The organism is Microbacterium sp. HMWF026 (assembly GCF_003061325.1).
GTDB lineage: Bacteria > Actinomycetota > Actinomycetes > Actinomycetales > Microbacteriaceae > Microbacterium > Microbacterium testaceum_E.
On sequence record NZ_QAJB01000124.1, the window covers coordinates 1 to 13,378 of the forward strand.

The window sequence follows — 13,378 nt, forward strand, 5'->3', positions numbered from 1 at the left end:
GCCCCCGGGGCCGCCCGATGGACGTCGGGGCCCCGCCCTAGGGTGGGGCCATGGATGCCGGTATCGACGTCACGGGGGTCAGACGGTCGTTCGGCGCGGTTCACGCGGTGCAGCAGGTGACGTTCACCGCCGCTCCGGGACGCGTCACGGGACTGGTCGGGCCCAACGGATCGGGCAAGACGACGCTCTTGCTCATGCTCGCCTCGCTGCTGCGACCGGACGCCGGTGAGATGCGCATCGGCGGTGTCGACCCGGTGGCGGATCCCGCCGGGGTGCGGCGAATCCTGGGATGGATGCCGGACTCCCTGGGCGCCTGGCCGAGCCTGACGTCGCGCGAGGTGCTGGTCGCGACCGCGCAGCTGTACGACCTGCCGCGAGAAGCCGCGCGCGCCCGCGCGGACGAGCTCCTCGACCTCGTGGACCTGCGCGCGCTCGCCGGTTCACCGGCGCGCGTGCTGTCGCGGGGACAGAAGCAGAGGCTCGCCCTCGCGCGCGCCCTCGTGCACGACCCTCGGGTGCTGCTGCTCGACGAGCCGGCCTCGGGCCTGGACCCCCAGGCGCGGATCGCCCTGCGCGTGCTGCTGCGGCGACTGGCGGCCGAGGGACGCACGATCCTCATCTCGAGCCACGTCCTGTCCGAGCTCGAAGAGGTGGTCGACGACGCCGTCTTCCTGCTCGAGGGGCGCACCGTGGGCGGGGATCGCGTCGCCGCGGCGGCCACGCGCGTCCGCCCCTGGCGCGTCCGTCTGCTCGCCGACGCGACAGGCTCGACCGAGGCGGCTCGCGCCGACATCGCCGCAGCGCTCGGTCGCGGAGTCGACGAGGTCGGGATCGACCGTCGCGACGTGCTCGTGCCGTTCACTGACGAGGCCGCGGCCCTCGCGGGCCTGCGCGCGCTGGTGAGCGCGGGCGTCGCCGTGGTCGAGTTCGCGCCCGCGGTCGGCGATCTCGAGCACGCGTTCCTCGACCTGCGGTCCGAGGCGCCGCCCGCACCGCCCTCAGCCGATCACCGCGACGACGGGAGCCTCTCGTGAACCTCCTCCGCTTGCGCACGATCGTCGGGATCGAGCTGCGTCAGCGCGTGCGCTCGGTCGCCTGGTACGTGCTGCTCGGCGTCTTCGCCGTGATCCTCATCGGCCTGCTGGCGCTGTCGTTCGCGTCGTTCGCGCTGTGGGAGGGCGGCAACGAGCTGTTCTTCTCGCTCGTCATCATGCTCGTGCTGCTACTGGTGCTGCTGGTCTCGCCGACCCTGAGCGGCAGCGCCGTCAACGGCGATCGGGATGCCGCGACTCTCGCCCCGGTGCAGGTCACCCTGGCGACGACGGCCGAGATCGTGGTCGGTAAGTTCCTGGCCGCGTGGATCTCGGGGCTGGCGTTCCTGGTCGTCGCCCTGCCCTTCCTTCTCGTCGCCGTGCTCGCGGGCTCGCTCAACCCCCTCGTGATCTTCAGTTCGCTGCTCATCCTCGTCGTCGAGGTGGCCGTGGTCGCGGCGATCGGCGTGGGGCTGAGCGCGGTCCTCGCGCGTCCGCTGTTCTCGGTCGCCAGCACGTACCTCATCGTCGCCGCGCTGACCGTCGGAACGCTGCTGGTCTTCGGACTCGGGGGCGCGGCTCTGCGCTCGCCGCAAGAGGCCGTGACCCGCGAGGTGGACTACGCGGCCATCCCTCCGGCATGCGATCCGTACGCGCCCGAACAGTCCGACGGCTGTCCCTCGCTCGGCGAGGTCGGATGCGTCGAGACGAGCACCGTGAACGAGGTCCCGCGCTTCGATCGCGTGTGGGGAGTGCTGGCGGCCAACCCGTTCGTGATCCTCGCCGACGCGACCCCGCCCACGTACGACGAGGAGTTCGGCTGGCCGCGCGACCTGTTCTCGCAGATCGCCTACGGCGTGCGCCTCGCCCAGATCCCGCCGGAACCCCGGATCGAGTACAACGGGTGCGTCACGTACTCGCAGCAGCAGCAGCAGGACACTGCGCCCGCGGACCAGATCGCCGGAACGGCGCCCAGCTGGTTCGTGGGACTCATCGTGCAGTTCGCGCTGGCGGGCGGGCTGATGGCCTGGGGCATCGCCCGGACCCGGACGCCCGCGCGGCGTCTTCCGCCCGGGACGCGCATCGCCTGAGCGCAGACGGGCACCGCGGTCTGGGGCGGCACCGGGCGGGATGGGTGCTCACGCTCGGCGCCCCGAGACCGGCGCGCACCATGACCGCGAGCTCACTCCCCGGCCGGGGAACCCCGCCCGGGGGTGCCCCGCTCGAGCTGGTTCAGGCGTGTCCCTCGGCGGCAGGGAATCCCGGGTCGTCGGCCGGGGCGCCGGCATCGGCGGAGCCGTCGACCGCGTCACCGGTGTGGTCGTCGAGGTCGACGTGCTCCTCGGCCTCGGCGGCGTCCTCGCGGACCTCGTCGGTCACGGCGTCGGTGGGGGCGGCCGAATCGGCGTGCGCGTCGTCGGAGTGGCGGGTGGGGATGTCAGGAGTGCTCATGCCTCCACGGTGCTCCTGACGGCATCCGACCCGAACCGGCTTGACACGACGCCCTCGCGCGCGGACGGTCGTTCGTCACGGTGCACGTCGGCTCGCCGATGGCGTCAGTCGCCGGCATCCGGGATCGACGGCGCGTTCGCGGGCCAGGCGGGAAGCGGATCGTCGAACGACGCCCACGCCGCGGGACCGGCGGCGAGCTCGTCGTCGGTGAGAGCGGCGCGGTCGAGGATGTGCGCGAGGCGCGGCGCCGAGAGGTCGAGGCCCGTGAAGACGAGCTCCTGCCCCAGGCCCATGCGTCCGTCGTCCGCACCGAGCGGTTCGATCCACATCGCCGAGCCCACGTGCTCCCAGCGGGCGAGGATGCCGGGTCTCGAGGCGAGGCGACAGAAACCGGCGGAGCGCACGAGGCGGCCGGCGGCGCCGTCGTCGAGCTGGTCGAGGGCGGTCGACAGTCGGCCGGCGTGGAACGGGCGCACCTGGTCGTAACGGATCGTCGCGACGCGGTTGTCGCGCATGTAGGGGTCGTGCTCGTCGTTCAGAGCGCGAACCCACCCGGCGCGCTCGAGCAGCTCGCCGTCGTGCGCCGCGGGGGACTGCAGGTCGCCCAGCGGATCGCGTGAGAGGCGCACGGTCGCGGTGGGGTTGAGGTGCGAGGCGAGGGACATTTGCACGGCCAGGGCCGCGGTGGGCACGAGCTCCCAGTTGACCCAGACGATGCGCGTCGCCAGCTCCAGCGCCAGGGCGGCCTGGCGCGCGCGGGCGCCGACGTCCGCGCGAGGGTCTCCCGCGCGCGCCGAGGGGACGAGGGGAGCATCGTCGAGCAGGTCGCCGATCATGTGCCGGGCATCGACGATGCACACGGCGTCGACCTCGGCGCCGCCCCGAGCGACGAGAGCGTGGATCAGATCGACGTCGGCGGAGAGGTCGACGACGGCGGGGTCCTCGCCCATTCGCGGCCGAGGGTGCGGCAGCGCGTGGGCGGAGCGCAGATCAGCGGTGCGCAGCAGGTGCAGGGGACGGCCCAGGGCGACGGCGGTGCGCTCGGCGTAGGCCCGGCGCTCCGGTGCGCAGACGCCCATGACGGCGATCGTGCGGGGCATGGCATCCACCTTCCGTTTGTCGGGGAGTGGTGTTCACCCTACCCTGTTGTTGAGAACGGTTATCAACAAGGAGGATGCCATGAAGGTCCGCGCGTCGATCAGATCCCTCGCGAAACAGCCCGGTGCGCAGGTCGTGCGCCGCCGCGGCAAGGTGTTCGTGATCAACAAGCAGAACCCCCGGTTCAAGGGGCGGCAGGGGTGACGGGCTGCGCCGGGCGATAACGCGAACGAGAACCGTTCCCGAAGTCCGGCGAGGGGTTGATCGGGCTCATGGTGCGTGATGTCGTGGGGTCGTCGTGGACGGTGCGCGCGCGTGCTGTCCGGAAACCGAAACACCACGGGAGAACCTCATGAGCATCGCCGAGACCCACGCCGAGCACTCCGTCGACGAACACGCCCACGGCGACGACTGCGGCCACGAGAAGCTCGAGCACGGCGACCACATCGATTACGTGCACGGCACGCACCGTCACGCCCTGCACGGCGACCACTACGACGAGCACGAGTCGCACGCCGAGCACTCGATCGACGAGCACCGGCACGGAGATGACTGCGGCCACGAGAAGGTCGTGCACGGCGACCACGCCGACTACGTCCACGACGGTCACCGTCACGCGCTGCACACGGACCACTACGACGAGCACTGATCGTCGCTCGCCCCGCCGCCCGGTATCCGCCTCTCGAGGGGATGCCGGGCGGTCGGCGTTCCGGCCGGGTCAGTCGAAGGCGGCGCGTCGCCACGAAGCGACGTGGGGCGGCAGGTCTCGAGTGAGTGTCAGCCAGAGGAGGTCGTCATCCATGCTGCGATAGCCGGAGTGCGAGGCGGTGTTACGGAGGGTGCGCAGAGCCCGGCGCACATCCGCGGGGGTCTCGGTGAGCAGGTCGTCGAACTCGCCGGTCTCGAAGAGGGCGGCCGCGCGGATCACGGCCATCGAGCCAGAGGCGTAGGCGGGGGAGTTGCGACGGAATGCGTCGCGTCCCGAGGCTACCGCGTGGTGCAGGAACGCCTCGATGGCCTCCACGCTGTCGCGGAGCTTGGCGCGGACATCGACCCCGGGGCTCCCGCTGGTGCGGGGGATCCGGGTGAACTTCCCCGATCCGGGCGGGACGTCGGTCACAGGGCCACCAGCTGCGCGTCGTCGAGGAACGCGGGGCGGTTCTCGGTGTCCACGACGACGTCGACCGGGAACCCGGTGAGATTCTCGACGGCGTTCTGGAACATCGCGATGTCGAGATACGAGCGCCCCGGCGCGACCCGCGCGAGCAGGTCGATGTCGGACGAGAAGTGATCCGCTCCCGAGGCGACGGACCCGAACACGCGAAGGTCCGTCAGTCCGTGGCGCGCGCCGAGAGAGACGATCGAACCCGCATGTTCCTCGACGGCCATGCTCGGGCGGTAGTCGGCGGCGTGCAGGAGACGCTCCAGGATGTTCTCGCTCACGCCGCGGACGCCCGTCTCGATGGCGGCGATGTGCGGTTGGCTCATTCCGGCGGCCTTCGCCAGTGCCGCCTGGGACAACCCGCTGTCGAGGCGCGCGGCGCGCACGAGCGTCGCCGCGCGGCTGGTGTCGAAGCGACCCGGCATCCTCTATACCTCCGTGGTATATCGTACGCCGGCTTCCACGGCGGCGTCAGGCCTGCACGCGGAACGAGCGCCCCTCGAGCGACACGACGTCGCCGATCTGCAGCTGGCGACCGCGACGGCGCTCGACCTCGCCGTTGACCTTCACGTAACCGTCGATGATCGCCTCCTTGGCGTCACCGCCCGAGTCGAGGGCGCCGGCGAACTTGAGGAAGGATCCGAGACGGATGCCGTCGCTGCCGACGGGGACGTCGAGGGGAGCGGATGCGGTCATCCGTCCAGCATGACAGGCCGTGCGGTGGTCGGTGCGGGTTCGGTGGTGCGGGTCCACCGTGCCGGGACGTCGCGCATCAGTAGTGCGTGGTCGAAACGCGCGGTACAGGCGGGCAAGGCCTCGAAGAAGGAGGAGCGGAGCGCGGTCACCTCGGCGGGGCGAACGCTCCATGCGTTCGTCGAGAGGGTGAGTCCTTCGAGGTCGCCGGCGCGCGTCGGCGACCAACCGACGGTGTCCTTGCGGAAGAACCCCGAGGCCTCGTCGAGTGTGGCGAACAGTGTGCTGCGGAAAGCGGTGTCGTCCCCGCACCGTGCCGTCACGCGTACCTCGGCATCCGGTGCCTCGACGGTGACATCGAGCCCGTCCGTCGTGTCGCGGAAGCGCACGCGCGCGGGTGCGTGCGCACCCGGGACGAGGCGTCCGCCGACGGCCCGGGCTAAAAGGGAGCCGGTGTGTCGACGCGGGATGTAGACGCCGCTGCGCGGGCCGTCGGGTCCGTCCCAACGGACGGCGATGCGATGGGCGGCGTTCGCGCTGCGGTGACCGACCTCGGGGGTGAGCCACCCCGGCCGCATCGCACCGAGGCGGATCAGGCAGACTCCGGCCACGGCCCGACCCGCGATGATCTGCGGAGCGAGGCCGGTAGGCAGCAGGTCGCGAGCCGTGTCGGGATCGAGGGAGTACGTCACGAGCAAGCGGCGTTCGATCATCGACGCCATGTGGGTGATCGGGCGGAACGGCACTGCCATGATGACTCCTTTGCTATTTAGCGAAGAAGCTACACGCTATTTAGCTCTGGTGCTAGATTGGATGCCATGACCGACGCGGCATCCGACATCTTCGCCGCACTCGCGCACCCCACCCGCCGCCAGATCCTGCAGGACCTCAAGGACGGAGAGCTGGCGGCCGGCGAGATCGCCGGGCGCTTCGCCGCGAGCGGGCCGACGATCTCGCGGCACCTCGCCGTGCTGCGGCAAGCCGGGCTCGTCACTGAGCGACGGGATGCGAACCGCATCCTGTACTCCCTGGTCGGGGAACGACTCGCCCTCTCGGTGGGCGACTTCCTCTCGACCGTCTGCCCCGAACAGATCGTGCTGCGCGAGGTTCGCAAGAGGCGCCCCGGCGCGGGGGTCGCGCCCGCCGAGGTTCGACGCGCTGAAGCCTGACCCGCTGGAGCCTGACCCGCTGAAGTCTGACCCGCCGAAGTCTGACCCGCCGGGTGTCGACGCGACGGCGGGAGTCGAACCCGCCACGCCTCCGGTTATGAACCGAGGCCCGGGACCGCCCGGATCGCCGCGATGTGTGCGAGCACCACGCTAACCCGCCCCGCCGTCGACGCGAGCGGGCGTTGCGCGGCATGACGACGTGTGTCGCCCCGTGGCGCGCTCGGGTGAGAGAACTCTCATCCTGCGCCCCGGCCCGCCGACCTATCCTCGTAGAGGCTGAAGGGAGCACGGCCATGTGGGGAGCCGACGAGGCGATCGCGCGCGTCGAGGACGATGTCCGCCGCGCACAGCAGCGAGCGGAACGCTATCCGGCGCTGCAGGCATCGATCGACGCGGTCCGCGGGTCGGCGGTGTCGATCCGTCGTGACCTCTCCGTCGAGGTGGACGCCGGGGGAGTGCTGCGCGACCTTCGCATCGCGGACGCGGCGCTGTACTGTTGCAAGCAGCAGGCGGCATCCGAGATCCTCGAACTCGTCGCGAAGGCCACGCGCACCGCCCGGGCGAAGACGCTCGAGGCGACGACGGAGATCATGGGCGCCGACGACCCCATTGTTGCGACGATCGCGCAGCAGCTCGAGGCGCGGAACGCCGCCGATGACGCCCCCGCGGGGGGACCGCGCCCATGAGCGACATCGCCATCGACACCGACACGCTGCGACAGCACGCGTCGGGGGTGGAGCGACTCGCAGCGGATGCCGTCGAGGCGTTGTCGGCCGTGCAGTCGATCAACCTCTCCGGCGGGGCCTTCGGCGTCCTCTGCAGCTTCTTCGTTCCCCCCGTCGGGATCGTCTCGGCCGCGGTCGGGGCGGCCATCGACGCGGGAGAGGGCGCGATCGAACGGACGGGCCGTGAGATCCGCGCAGTGGCCGACGACTTCCAGACGTACGAGGACTCCGTCGTCGACACCGTCCGATCACTCGACCGGGAGCTCGGCCGATGAGCGACAACGCACTGGTCGCCGCCCCCGTCGATGCGGGACCCGCCGCGTTCGGAGGTGCCTACCTGCTGCAGGACGGCGCGGACCTCGCGCACGCCTTTCAGACGGGCAACTGGGTCGAGGGAGGTGTCGCCGCCTTCAGCACCGTGCTCGACGGCATCGGCGCCGTCATCGATCCGATCGGCACGCTCATCGCCAACGGGCTCGGCTGGGTCATCGACCACATCGAGCCGCTGCGCGGCTGGCTGCAGGACCTCACCGGCAACGCCGCCGAGGTGCAGGCCTTCGCGCAGACGTGGACCAACGTCTCGGGTCGGCTGCAGCAGGTCGGAGGAGACCTGCAGCATCGGCTGTCCGACCTCGAGGGGATGAGCGGCGCGACCGTCGACGCCTATCGCGCCCACGTGCAGGAACTCGCCGATTCCGTCGCGTCGACCGGGTCGTGGGCGGGTGCCGTGAGCGGCGGTCTCGACATCGCCGCCATGCTGGTGCAGGCCGTCTACGAACTGGTGCGGGATGCCATCTCCCAGGTCGTGGGCGTCGCGATCAGCGCCGCGATCACCACCGCCGCCACCGTCGGGTTCGGTGCGCCGGTCGCGATCGGCCAGATCGTGACGAAGGTGTCGTCCCTGGCGGCGCGCGTGGGGTCGTTCGTGACCAAGCTGCTGCGCTCGCTCAACGAGGCGATCCCCCTGCTCCGTCGCCTCAGCGGTGTCGTCGAAGAGGTCGCGACGCGCCTGCGGGGTCGTGCGCCGGGCCACGGCGCCACCCCCGACGTGCCCACGCCGCACGGCTCGACTCCCGACGCGCCGGCGGCCAGGGCGCCCGAAGCGGATGCGCCCGCGGCATCCCTCCCTCGTGACGAGCCCGCACCCGCCGGTGGCGGACGGCTCGGCGGCGGCTCGTCGACCCCCGAGGGGCACCGGCCGCTGACCCAGGCGGACATCGACGAGCTTCCGGTCGTCCGCGACGGCACCCACATGGGTCCCGACGGGCGGCCCCTGCCCGACACCTGGTATCAGACGGGCGAGCACGATTACGTCTACCACACCGATGCGAACGGCCACATCGACCGCTTCCACGCGGAGGACCTGCAGATCAAGACGCACGAGGGGCGCCTGCCGCACGATCCCGACACCCCCGGCAAGCTCGAGGGCGACCATGCCGGACACCTCGCGGGCGACCTGTTCGGCGGGTCCCCGAAGCTCGACAACCTCGTGAGCCAGCTGTCGTCGATCAACCTGAGCGACTACCGCAAGCTCGAGATCCAGTGGGCCGACGCGCTGCGCGCCGAGCCGCCGGGTAGCGTGTCGGTCGACGTGCGGCTGATGACCGACGCGAATGGACGGCCGACGAGCTTCGACGTGCAATCCCTCGTGAACGGACGCCCCCTCGACCGCTTCTTCACGCAGTGACCAGAATGGATTCCATGACCGAGCAGCAGATCCTCGACGACCTCGTCTCGAGCTGGGTGTCACTGGCGCTCGAATACGCCCAGGGAGCGCCCGACCTCACCACGATCTACATCTACGTCTCGTCCGAGCGTGGATCGGTCTACCCCGAGATGTTCTTCGAGCAGGGCGGCGAGATCCGGTATCCCAGTGATGTGGTCGGCGTCGACACCGGCGTGGAGCGGGTGCGCAGTGTCCACCGCTTCCAGTTCGAGGATCTCCGTGCCGCCGAGGCGAAGTTCAGCGAAATCGGAGTGCCCCAGCCGACGGAATACCGCATCACCTTCGACGTGGCCACCCGCCGCACGGACATGACCCTGTCGCGAGAGCTGATCTACGCGAACGACCCGGTCAAGGTTCCGGAGCGCGGTCTGCAGTACTGGCTGGGGGATCGTGCTCCGCAGCCGTTCTGACCGAGCGGGACAGTCGTCGTGAGTGCGGAATCCGACATCCTGGCCGGACTCTTCGCCGCGTGGACCGCGCTCGCAGAGGAGTTCGTCGCGGGTGCTCCGGATGTGCGGGCTCTGTACATCTACGCCTCGTCCGAGCGGGGCATGACCTTCGCCAACCTGTATGTCGACCAGCGGGGCTCCGTGCGGCATCCCGGCCGGGTCGACGGCATCCCCGGCGATACCGCGCGGGTCTCGCGCCTGCAGGATCTGCTGACCGATGATCTCTTCGACGCCGAGGACGCTCTCTCCGCAGCCGGGATTCCGCGACCGACCGAGTACCGGATGCTCTTCGACCCCGTCACGCGCGTACTCGACATTCAGCTCTCGCACGACGAGCAGTACGCCGCCGACGACGGTCGCTCGCCCATCCGCGGCGTCGAGTACTGGTTGGGCGATCGGGCTCCGACGCTCTGACGTCAGGCGCCGCGACGGCCGTCCAGGATCGCGCGCGTCGAGTGCGCGAGGTGCGCGCGCACGGCCCGCTCGGGGTCGCGCAGGGCCTCGACGACGTAGGCGCGGTGCTCGCGCGTCAGCGCGCCGGGCGCGTAGGCGGGTCGCACGTGCGTGAGCAGCAGGTGCATCTCGCCGTCCAGCCGGCGGTACTCCTCGGCGATGCGGGGGCTGCCCGCGGCATCCACGAGGGCGAGATGCACCCGCGCGTGCGCGTCGAGCGTGGCCGGCCAGTCCCCCGCCGCCTCGGCGCGATCGAGGTCGTCGAGGGCGTCGTCGACCCCGGGAGGATGGATGCCGCGCTCCCGCACGATCCGTACCGCCTCGGTCTCGAGCGCGCACCGCAGCTGCTGCAGGGCGATCAGGGCGTCGTCGTCGAGCAGCGAGACACGCATCCCGCGGTATGGCTCGGCAGTGGCGAGGCGCTCGGCGGTGAGGGCGGCCAGGGCGGTGCGCGCCGTGTGGCGCGAGACCCCGTGCGCCGCGCTGAGCTCCTCTTCGCGGAGGGGTGTGCCGGGGGCGAGCTCGCCCGAGAGGATGCGGGCGCGCAGGGCGTCGGCGAGGACGTCGGCGGCGCGGGGCCCGGGGGCGGCGGTGCCCCGGACCGACCCGTCACGCGGGGGCCGTGGCATCCGGAACCTCCTTCGTCCGACGCGCGGGAGCGGACACCACGGCGAGACCCACCGCGATGAGCGCGAGGCCGATCCCGCTCACGAGCGTCAACTGCTCGCGCAGCACGAAAAGCCCCAGCAGGGTCGCCGCCAGGGGCTCGGCGAGGGTCAGGGTCGACACGGTGACCGCGCTGAGGCGGGCCAGGCCCCAGCCGAACAAGAGGTACGCCACCGCCGTGGTGACCACGCCCAGCCACAGGGCCAGGGCGAGTCCTGCAGGGGTCGCGAGCCACGCCGTGCCGGCGGCGAGGAGCACGGGCACGCTCGCGAGGGCGGCCACGCCGAACACCGTTCCCATGACGCGCGTGGAGTTCCACCCCCTCTCGATCAGCGCCTTGCCGCACACCGTATAGAGGGCGTACGACATCCCCGCCCCCGCCGAGGCGAGCAGGCCGCCGGGGGCGAGGGCGATCGCCCCTCCGGTGACGCCCGAGACGAGCACCACACCGGCCAGCGCGATGGCGGTGGCGAGCATCCACCGCGGTGAGGGGGCGCGGCGCCGGCGCACGGCATCCACGATCCCCGTCGCGATGGGGGCGGAGCCCAGGGCGACGACCGTGCCGATGGCGACGCCGTTCTCTCGCGTGCCGAGGAAGAACAGGGGCTGATACGCCAGGACGCCGACGGCGCCCAGCGCGACGAGGATCGCCGTGCAGGTCGTTCCGCCCGGGACGCGCACGGGGGAGAGGGGGCGGGTGCGGCGGAGCTGTGCGAGGACGAGAAGGCCCAGGATGCCGCCGCCCACGACGATCCGCGCGGCCCCGACCGCGACGGGGGAGGCGTCGACGCCGGCGAGGGCCTGCGCGGTGCCGGTGGTCGAGAAGCACAGCGCCGCGGCGAGGATCGCGAGGGCGGGAAGCATGGCAAGATTGTTACACAATCCAGTCGACGGGCGGGCACCCGGGGACGGGCCGTGCCCGGGCAGGCCGTGCCCCGGGCGGGCCGTGCCCCCGCGGACGGGCCGTGCCCCCGCGGACAGGCCGTGCACAGGAGCGGGCCGTTGGGCCGACACTCCGGACAGGATGCCGACACCTCGGCGCGTCGCGGCATCCGTCCGCCGTTGTGCTCGGGGCGGGCCGCGGCGGAGGCCGCCGCCACCGACCGGCGTGACCGGGCGGAGCACCGGCGGACCCTCAGCTTGCGGCCGGTAACGTAGGCGCATGGCGACCACGGCGGGGCGAGGCATGGTGGCGCTCGGCATCAGCGGCATCCTGCTGGCCTTCGGTGCCGTCATCGCGGTGCTGGTCGATCCCTTCACGCGCGTGCCCATGATGGTCGACGCCACCACCGAATGGCTCGCACGCCTGCTGCTGCTCCTCGGCGTCGCGTGGCTGGTCATCGGCATGCTCGCCGCCCGCACGAGCCTGGTCCGCCGCCCCGGCGCCGCCGCGGCCCGCGCCACCTGGATCGCCTCGACGCGTCCATGGCGCGCACGTGAGTCCACCCTCGGCGTGCTGCCGCTGGACCGCTGGCTGATGATCCTCGTGCCCGGCGGACTGCTCGTGACCACGCGCATCGTGCAGACGCCGCGCGACGGGCTCTGGGGCGTCGCGGTGGCCATCGCGGGATGGCTGCTCTTCGCGTTCGCCGTGCGCCTGCTGCTGGGCCGGCGCTCGCCGTGGCCCATCATCGCCGCCGTCGGCGGCGCGCTGGTGCTGCGCTGCGTCGTCGCCCTGGTGGCGGTGGCCCTGTCGGGGCCCGAGGGGGTCTGGCCCGACCTTTGGGCTCTTCCGGCCGTGCGCATCCTCTACCTGATGATCGCTTTCGCCCTGGTCGCGTGGGTGTTCGTCGCCGCCGGGTGGGCGCTCTCGGCGCAGCTCGGTCGTCGCCGCGCGGGCGGTATCGCCCTGGCCGGCATGGGCATCGGCTACGCGCTGCCCGCCGCCACGATCGCGCTGATGGGCGCGCGCGACGCGCTCCGGTCGTGGAACGAGCAGATCGGCATCCTGCCGTGGGACCTCGCGCGACTGACCGGGATGCGCGACGGCGCGTTCCCTGTCGAGGTCGTCGCGGTGACGGCGGTGATCGGCGCCGTGGCGACCATCGTGGGACTGGCGCTCGCGCTGCCCGATCGCGTCTACGCCCGTCGGGTGCGCTGACCCCGGCATCCCTCGTCCGACTACCCGGGCATCCGGCGGCGCGCAAGCGCCCCGTGCCCCGTGCCGGGCTGCCCTAGCGTGAGGATCCCGAGGGAAGGAACCCCACCATGACTGACGTCACCCGTGCCACGCCGGAACGCCGCGTCCTGTCGAGCTTCACCGACTACACGGGGGCGCAGGCCGCCGTCGACCGCCTCTCGGACGCCGGCTTCCCCGTCGAGCACACGGCCATCGTCGGACACGGCGTGCGCATCGTCGAGCAGGTGACCGGGCGGCTGACGAAGGGTCGCGCCGCCGGCCTGGGCGCCGCCTCGGGAGCATGGTTCGGCCTGATGATCGGCGTGATCGTCGGACTGCTGAGCCCGGGCGGGTTCCTCGGCCTGTTGCTGCTGGGCCTCGTGCTGGGTGCCGTGTGGGGCGCGATCTTCGGCTTCGCCGGGCACGCGTTCACCGGCGGACGCCGTGACTTCTCGTCGGTGCAGGGTTTCGAGGCCGAGCGCTGGGACGTGACGGTGGATGCCGAGCACCTGGCGCGCGCGCAGTCGCTGCTGTCGGCGGGGGCGGCGGGCGAAGACCGGGTCTGACCCGGGCGCCCGCGCCGGACGGGCTGCGCGCGGCGGCGGGCTGCGCGCGGGACGGGCTGCGTGCGGCGG

The 13,378-nt window shown here is 72.0% G+C and carries 20 protein-coding genes and 1 tRNA gene; 12 read left to right on the top strand and 9 right to left on the bottom strand.

Features of this window, described 5'->3' with window-relative positions; all coding sequences use genetic code 11:
- The first annotated feature begins 50 nt into the window (after positions 1 to 50).
- The gene (locus DBR36_RS05575; RefSeq protein WP_108317935.1) at positions 51 to 1,034 is read left to right on the top strand and encodes an ABC transporter ATP-binding protein; all 984 of its coding nucleotides are present in this window, start codon (positions 51 to 53) and stop codon (positions 1,032 to 1,034) included.
- On the top strand, positions 1,031 to 2,122 hold the full coding sequence (locus DBR36_RS05580) for an ABC transporter permease (RefSeq protein ID WP_108317936.1): 1,092 nt from the start codon (positions 1,031 to 1,033) through the stop codon (positions 2,120 to 2,122). The genes DBR36_RS05575 and DBR36_RS05580 overlap by 4 nt, the downstream gene beginning before the upstream one ends.
- A 142-nt stretch (positions 2,123 to 2,264) precedes the next feature.
- On the opposite strand, the gene DBR36_RS05585 is transcribed toward DBR36_RS05580, so the two are convergent.
- Positions 2,265 to 2,483 (bottom strand): hypothetical protein, encoded by a 219-nt coding sequence (locus DBR36_RS05585; protein WP_108317937.1) that lies wholly within the window; start codon positions 2,481 to 2,483, stop codon positions 2,265 to 2,267.
- 104 nt (positions 2,484 to 2,587) lie between these two features.
- A complete protein-coding gene (locus tag DBR36_RS05590) occupies positions 2,588 to 3,583 on the bottom strand; it encodes a GTP-binding protein (protein WP_108317938.1) in 996 nt (331 codons plus the stop codon).
- 79 nt (positions 3,584 to 3,662) lie between these two features.
- Here DBR36_RS05590 and ykgO point away from each other — a divergent pair, with 79 nt between their 5' ends.
- Both ykgO and DBR36_RS05600 read left to right on the top strand, forming a co-directional pair.
- Positions 3,663 to 3,785: a type B 50S ribosomal protein L36 gene (gene ykgO / locus DBR36_RS05595; protein ID WP_108317939.1), complete on the top strand. Its 123-nt coding sequence runs from the start codon at positions 3,663 to 3,665 to the stop codon at positions 3,783 to 3,785.
- 148 nt (positions 3,786 to 3,933) lie between these two features.
- Positions 3,934 to 4,230 carry a hypothetical protein gene (locus DBR36_RS05600; RefSeq protein WP_181373492.1) on the top strand — a complete coding sequence of 99 codons (297 nt, stop codon included), beginning with the start codon at positions 3,934 to 3,936 and terminating at the stop codon, positions 4,228 to 4,230.
- A 69-nt stretch (positions 4,231 to 4,299) separates the two neighbouring features.
- Here DBR36_RS05600 and DBR36_RS18050 read toward each other — a convergent pair whose 3' ends face one another.
- From DBR36_RS18050 to DBR36_RS05620, 4 genes are read right to left on the bottom strand one after another with little or no spacing between them, the layout of a single operon-like run.
- Complete coding sequence (locus DBR36_RS18050) at positions 4,300 to 4,701, bottom strand: antitoxin (protein ID WP_219927619.1); 402 nt, start codon at positions 4,699 to 4,701, stop codon at positions 4,300 to 4,302.
- A complete protein-coding gene (locus DBR36_RS05610) occupies positions 4,698 to 5,168 on the bottom strand; it encodes a helix-turn-helix domain-containing protein (protein ID WP_108317940.1) in 471 nt (156 codons plus the stop codon). Before DBR36_RS05610 ends, DBR36_RS18050 begins: the two co-directional genes overlap by 4 nt.
- A 46-nt stretch (positions 5,169 to 5,214) precedes the next feature.
- Positions 5,215 to 5,439, bottom strand: coding sequence for an RNA-binding S4 domain-containing protein (locus DBR36_RS05615; protein WP_108317941.1), 225 nt, complete (start codon positions 5,437 to 5,439; stop codon positions 5,215 to 5,217).
- The gene (locus tag DBR36_RS05620; protein ID WP_108317942.1) at positions 5,436 to 6,188 is read right to left on the bottom strand and encodes a DUF2071 domain-containing protein; all 753 of its coding nucleotides are present in this window, start codon (positions 6,186 to 6,188) and stop codon (positions 5,436 to 5,438) included. Before DBR36_RS05620 ends, DBR36_RS05615 begins: the two co-directional genes overlap by 4 nt.
- Positions 6,189 to 6,254: 66 nt before the next feature.
- Between DBR36_RS05620 and DBR36_RS05625 the strand changes: the two genes are divergently transcribed.
- On the top strand, positions 6,255 to 6,605 hold the full coding sequence (locus DBR36_RS05625) for a metalloregulator ArsR/SmtB family transcription factor (protein ID WP_108317943.1): 351 nt from the start codon (positions 6,255 to 6,257) through the stop codon (positions 6,603 to 6,605).
- 59 nt (positions 6,606 to 6,664) lie between these two features.
- Here the strand turns inward: DBR36_RS05625 and DBR36_RS17590 are convergent.
- Positions 6,665 to 6,737 (bottom strand) — tRNA-Met (locus tag DBR36_RS17590).
- 161 nt (positions 6,738 to 6,898) lie between these two features.
- On the opposite strand from DBR36_RS17590, the gene DBR36_RS05630 reads away from it, so the two are divergent.
- The 5 genes from DBR36_RS05630 to DBR36_RS05650 are packed head-to-tail and all read left to right on the top strand — an operon-like array spanning position 6,899 to position 9,919.
- Positions 6,899 to 7,291, top strand: a complete 393-nt coding sequence (locus DBR36_RS05630; RefSeq protein ID WP_108317944.1) for a YbaB/EbfC family nucleoid-associated protein — start codon at positions 6,899 to 6,901, stop codon at positions 7,289 to 7,291.
- Positions 7,288 to 7,605 (top strand): hypothetical protein, encoded by a 318-nt coding sequence (locus DBR36_RS05635; protein ID WP_108317945.1) that lies wholly within the window; start codon positions 7,288 to 7,290, stop codon positions 7,603 to 7,605. Before DBR36_RS05630 ends, DBR36_RS05635 begins: the two co-directional genes overlap by 4 nt.
- A complete protein-coding gene (locus tag DBR36_RS05640) occupies positions 7,602 to 9,017 on the top strand; it encodes a DNA/RNA non-specific endonuclease (RefSeq protein ID WP_108317946.1) in 1,416 nt (471 codons plus the stop codon). The genes DBR36_RS05635 and DBR36_RS05640 overlap by 4 nt, the downstream gene beginning before the upstream one ends.
- Before the next feature lie 14 nt (positions 9,018 to 9,031).
- Entirely contained in the window at positions 9,032 to 9,466 is a 435-nt protein-coding gene (locus DBR36_RS05645; protein WP_108317947.1) for a hypothetical protein, read from the top strand.
- 18 nt (positions 9,467 to 9,484) lie between these two features.
- Positions 9,485 to 9,919, top strand: coding sequence for a hypothetical protein (locus tag DBR36_RS05650; protein WP_108317948.1), 435 nt, complete (start codon positions 9,485 to 9,487; stop codon positions 9,917 to 9,919).
- A 2-nt stretch (positions 9,920 to 9,921) separates the two neighbouring features.
- On the opposite strand, the gene DBR36_RS05655 is transcribed toward DBR36_RS05650, so the two are convergent.
- Together DBR36_RS05655 and DBR36_RS05660 are read right to left on the bottom strand one after the other, a co-directional pair.
- Positions 9,922 to 10,587 carry a GntR family transcriptional regulator gene (locus DBR36_RS05655; protein WP_108317949.1) on the bottom strand — a complete coding sequence of 222 codons (666 nt, stop codon included), beginning with the start codon at positions 10,585 to 10,587 and terminating at the stop codon, positions 9,922 to 9,924.
- On the bottom strand, positions 10,568 to 11,488 hold the full coding sequence (locus DBR36_RS05660) for a DMT family transporter (protein ID WP_108317950.1): 921 nt from the start codon (positions 11,486 to 11,488) through the stop codon (positions 10,568 to 10,570). The genes DBR36_RS05655 and DBR36_RS05660 overlap by 20 nt, the downstream gene beginning before the upstream one ends.
- A gap of 298 nt (positions 11,489 to 11,786) precedes the next feature.
- Between DBR36_RS05660 and DBR36_RS05665 the strand changes: the two genes are divergently transcribed.
- Together DBR36_RS05665 and DBR36_RS05670 are read left to right on the top strand one after the other, a co-directional pair.
- A complete protein-coding gene (locus DBR36_RS05665; protein WP_146185243.1) occupies positions 11,787 to 12,725 on the top strand; it encodes a hypothetical protein in 939 nt (312 codons plus the stop codon).
- A 107-nt stretch (positions 12,726 to 12,832) separates the two neighbouring features.
- The gene (locus DBR36_RS05670) at positions 12,833 to 13,309 is read left to right on the top strand and encodes a general stress protein (RefSeq protein WP_108317952.1); all 477 of its coding nucleotides are present in this window, start codon (positions 12,833 to 12,835) and stop codon (positions 13,307 to 13,309) included.
- Positions 13,310 to 13,378: the final 69 nt, after the last annotated feature.

Excerpts from the sequence above, each read along its gene's own strand:
- DBR36_RS05575 (WP_108317935.1), top strand. The coding sequence starts at position 51 with ATGGATGCCGGTATCGACGTCACGGGGGTCAGACGGTCGTTCGGCGCG.
- DBR36_RS05585 (WP_108317937.1), bottom strand. The coding sequence starts at position 2,483 with ATGAGCACTCCTGACATCCCCACCCGCCACTCCGACGACGCGCACGCC.
- DBR36_RS05590 (WP_108317938.1), bottom strand. The coding sequence starts at position 3,583 with ATGCCCCGCACGATCGCCGTCATGGGCGTCTGCGCACCGGAGCGCCGG.
- ykgO (WP_108317939.1), top strand. The coding sequence starts at position 3,663 with ATGAAGGTCCGCGCGTCGATCAGATCCCTCGCGAAACAGCCCGGTGCG.
- DBR36_RS05600 (WP_181373492.1), top strand. The coding sequence starts at position 3,934 with ATGAGCATCGCCGAGACCCACGCCGAGCACTCCGTCGACGAACACGCC.
- DBR36_RS05610 (WP_108317940.1), bottom strand. The coding sequence starts at position 5,168 with ATGCCGGGTCGCTTCGACACCAGCCGCGCGGCGACGCTCGTGCGCGCC.
- DBR36_RS05615 (WP_108317941.1), bottom strand. The coding sequence starts at position 5,439 with ATGACCGCATCCGCTCCCCTCGACGTCCCCGTCGGCAGCGACGGCATC.
- DBR36_RS05620 (WP_108317942.1), bottom strand. The coding sequence starts at position 6,188 with ATGGCAGTGCCGTTCCGCCCGATCACCCACATGGCGTCGATGATCGAA.
- DBR36_RS05625 (WP_108317943.1), top strand. The coding sequence starts at position 6,255 with ATGACCGACGCGGCATCCGACATCTTCGCCGCACTCGCGCACCCCACC.
- DBR36_RS05630 (WP_108317944.1), top strand. The coding sequence starts at position 6,899 with ATGTGGGGAGCCGACGAGGCGATCGCGCGCGTCGAGGACGATGTCCGC.
- DBR36_RS05635 (WP_108317945.1), top strand. The coding sequence starts at position 7,288 with ATGAGCGACATCGCCATCGACACCGACACGCTGCGACAGCACGCGTCG.
- DBR36_RS05640 (WP_108317946.1), top strand. The coding sequence starts at position 7,602 with ATGAGCGACAACGCACTGGTCGCCGCCCCCGTCGATGCGGGACCCGCC.
- DBR36_RS05645 (WP_108317947.1), top strand. The coding sequence starts at position 9,032 with ATGACCGAGCAGCAGATCCTCGACGACCTCGTCTCGAGCTGGGTGTCA.
- DBR36_RS05655 (WP_108317949.1), bottom strand. The coding sequence starts at position 10,587 with ATGCCACGGCCCCCGCGTGACGGGTCGGTCCGGGGCACCGCCGCCCCC.
- DBR36_RS05660 (WP_108317950.1), bottom strand. The coding sequence starts at position 11,488 with ATGCTTCCCGCCCTCGCGATCCTCGCCGCGGCGCTGTGCTTCTCGACC.
- DBR36_RS05665 (WP_146185243.1), top strand. The coding sequence starts at position 11,787 with ATGGCGACCACGGCGGGGCGAGGCATGGTGGCGCTCGGCATCAGCGGC.
- DBR36_RS05670 (WP_108317952.1), top strand. The coding sequence starts at position 12,833 with ATGACTGACGTCACCCGTGCCACGCCGGAACGCCGCGTCCTGTCGAGC.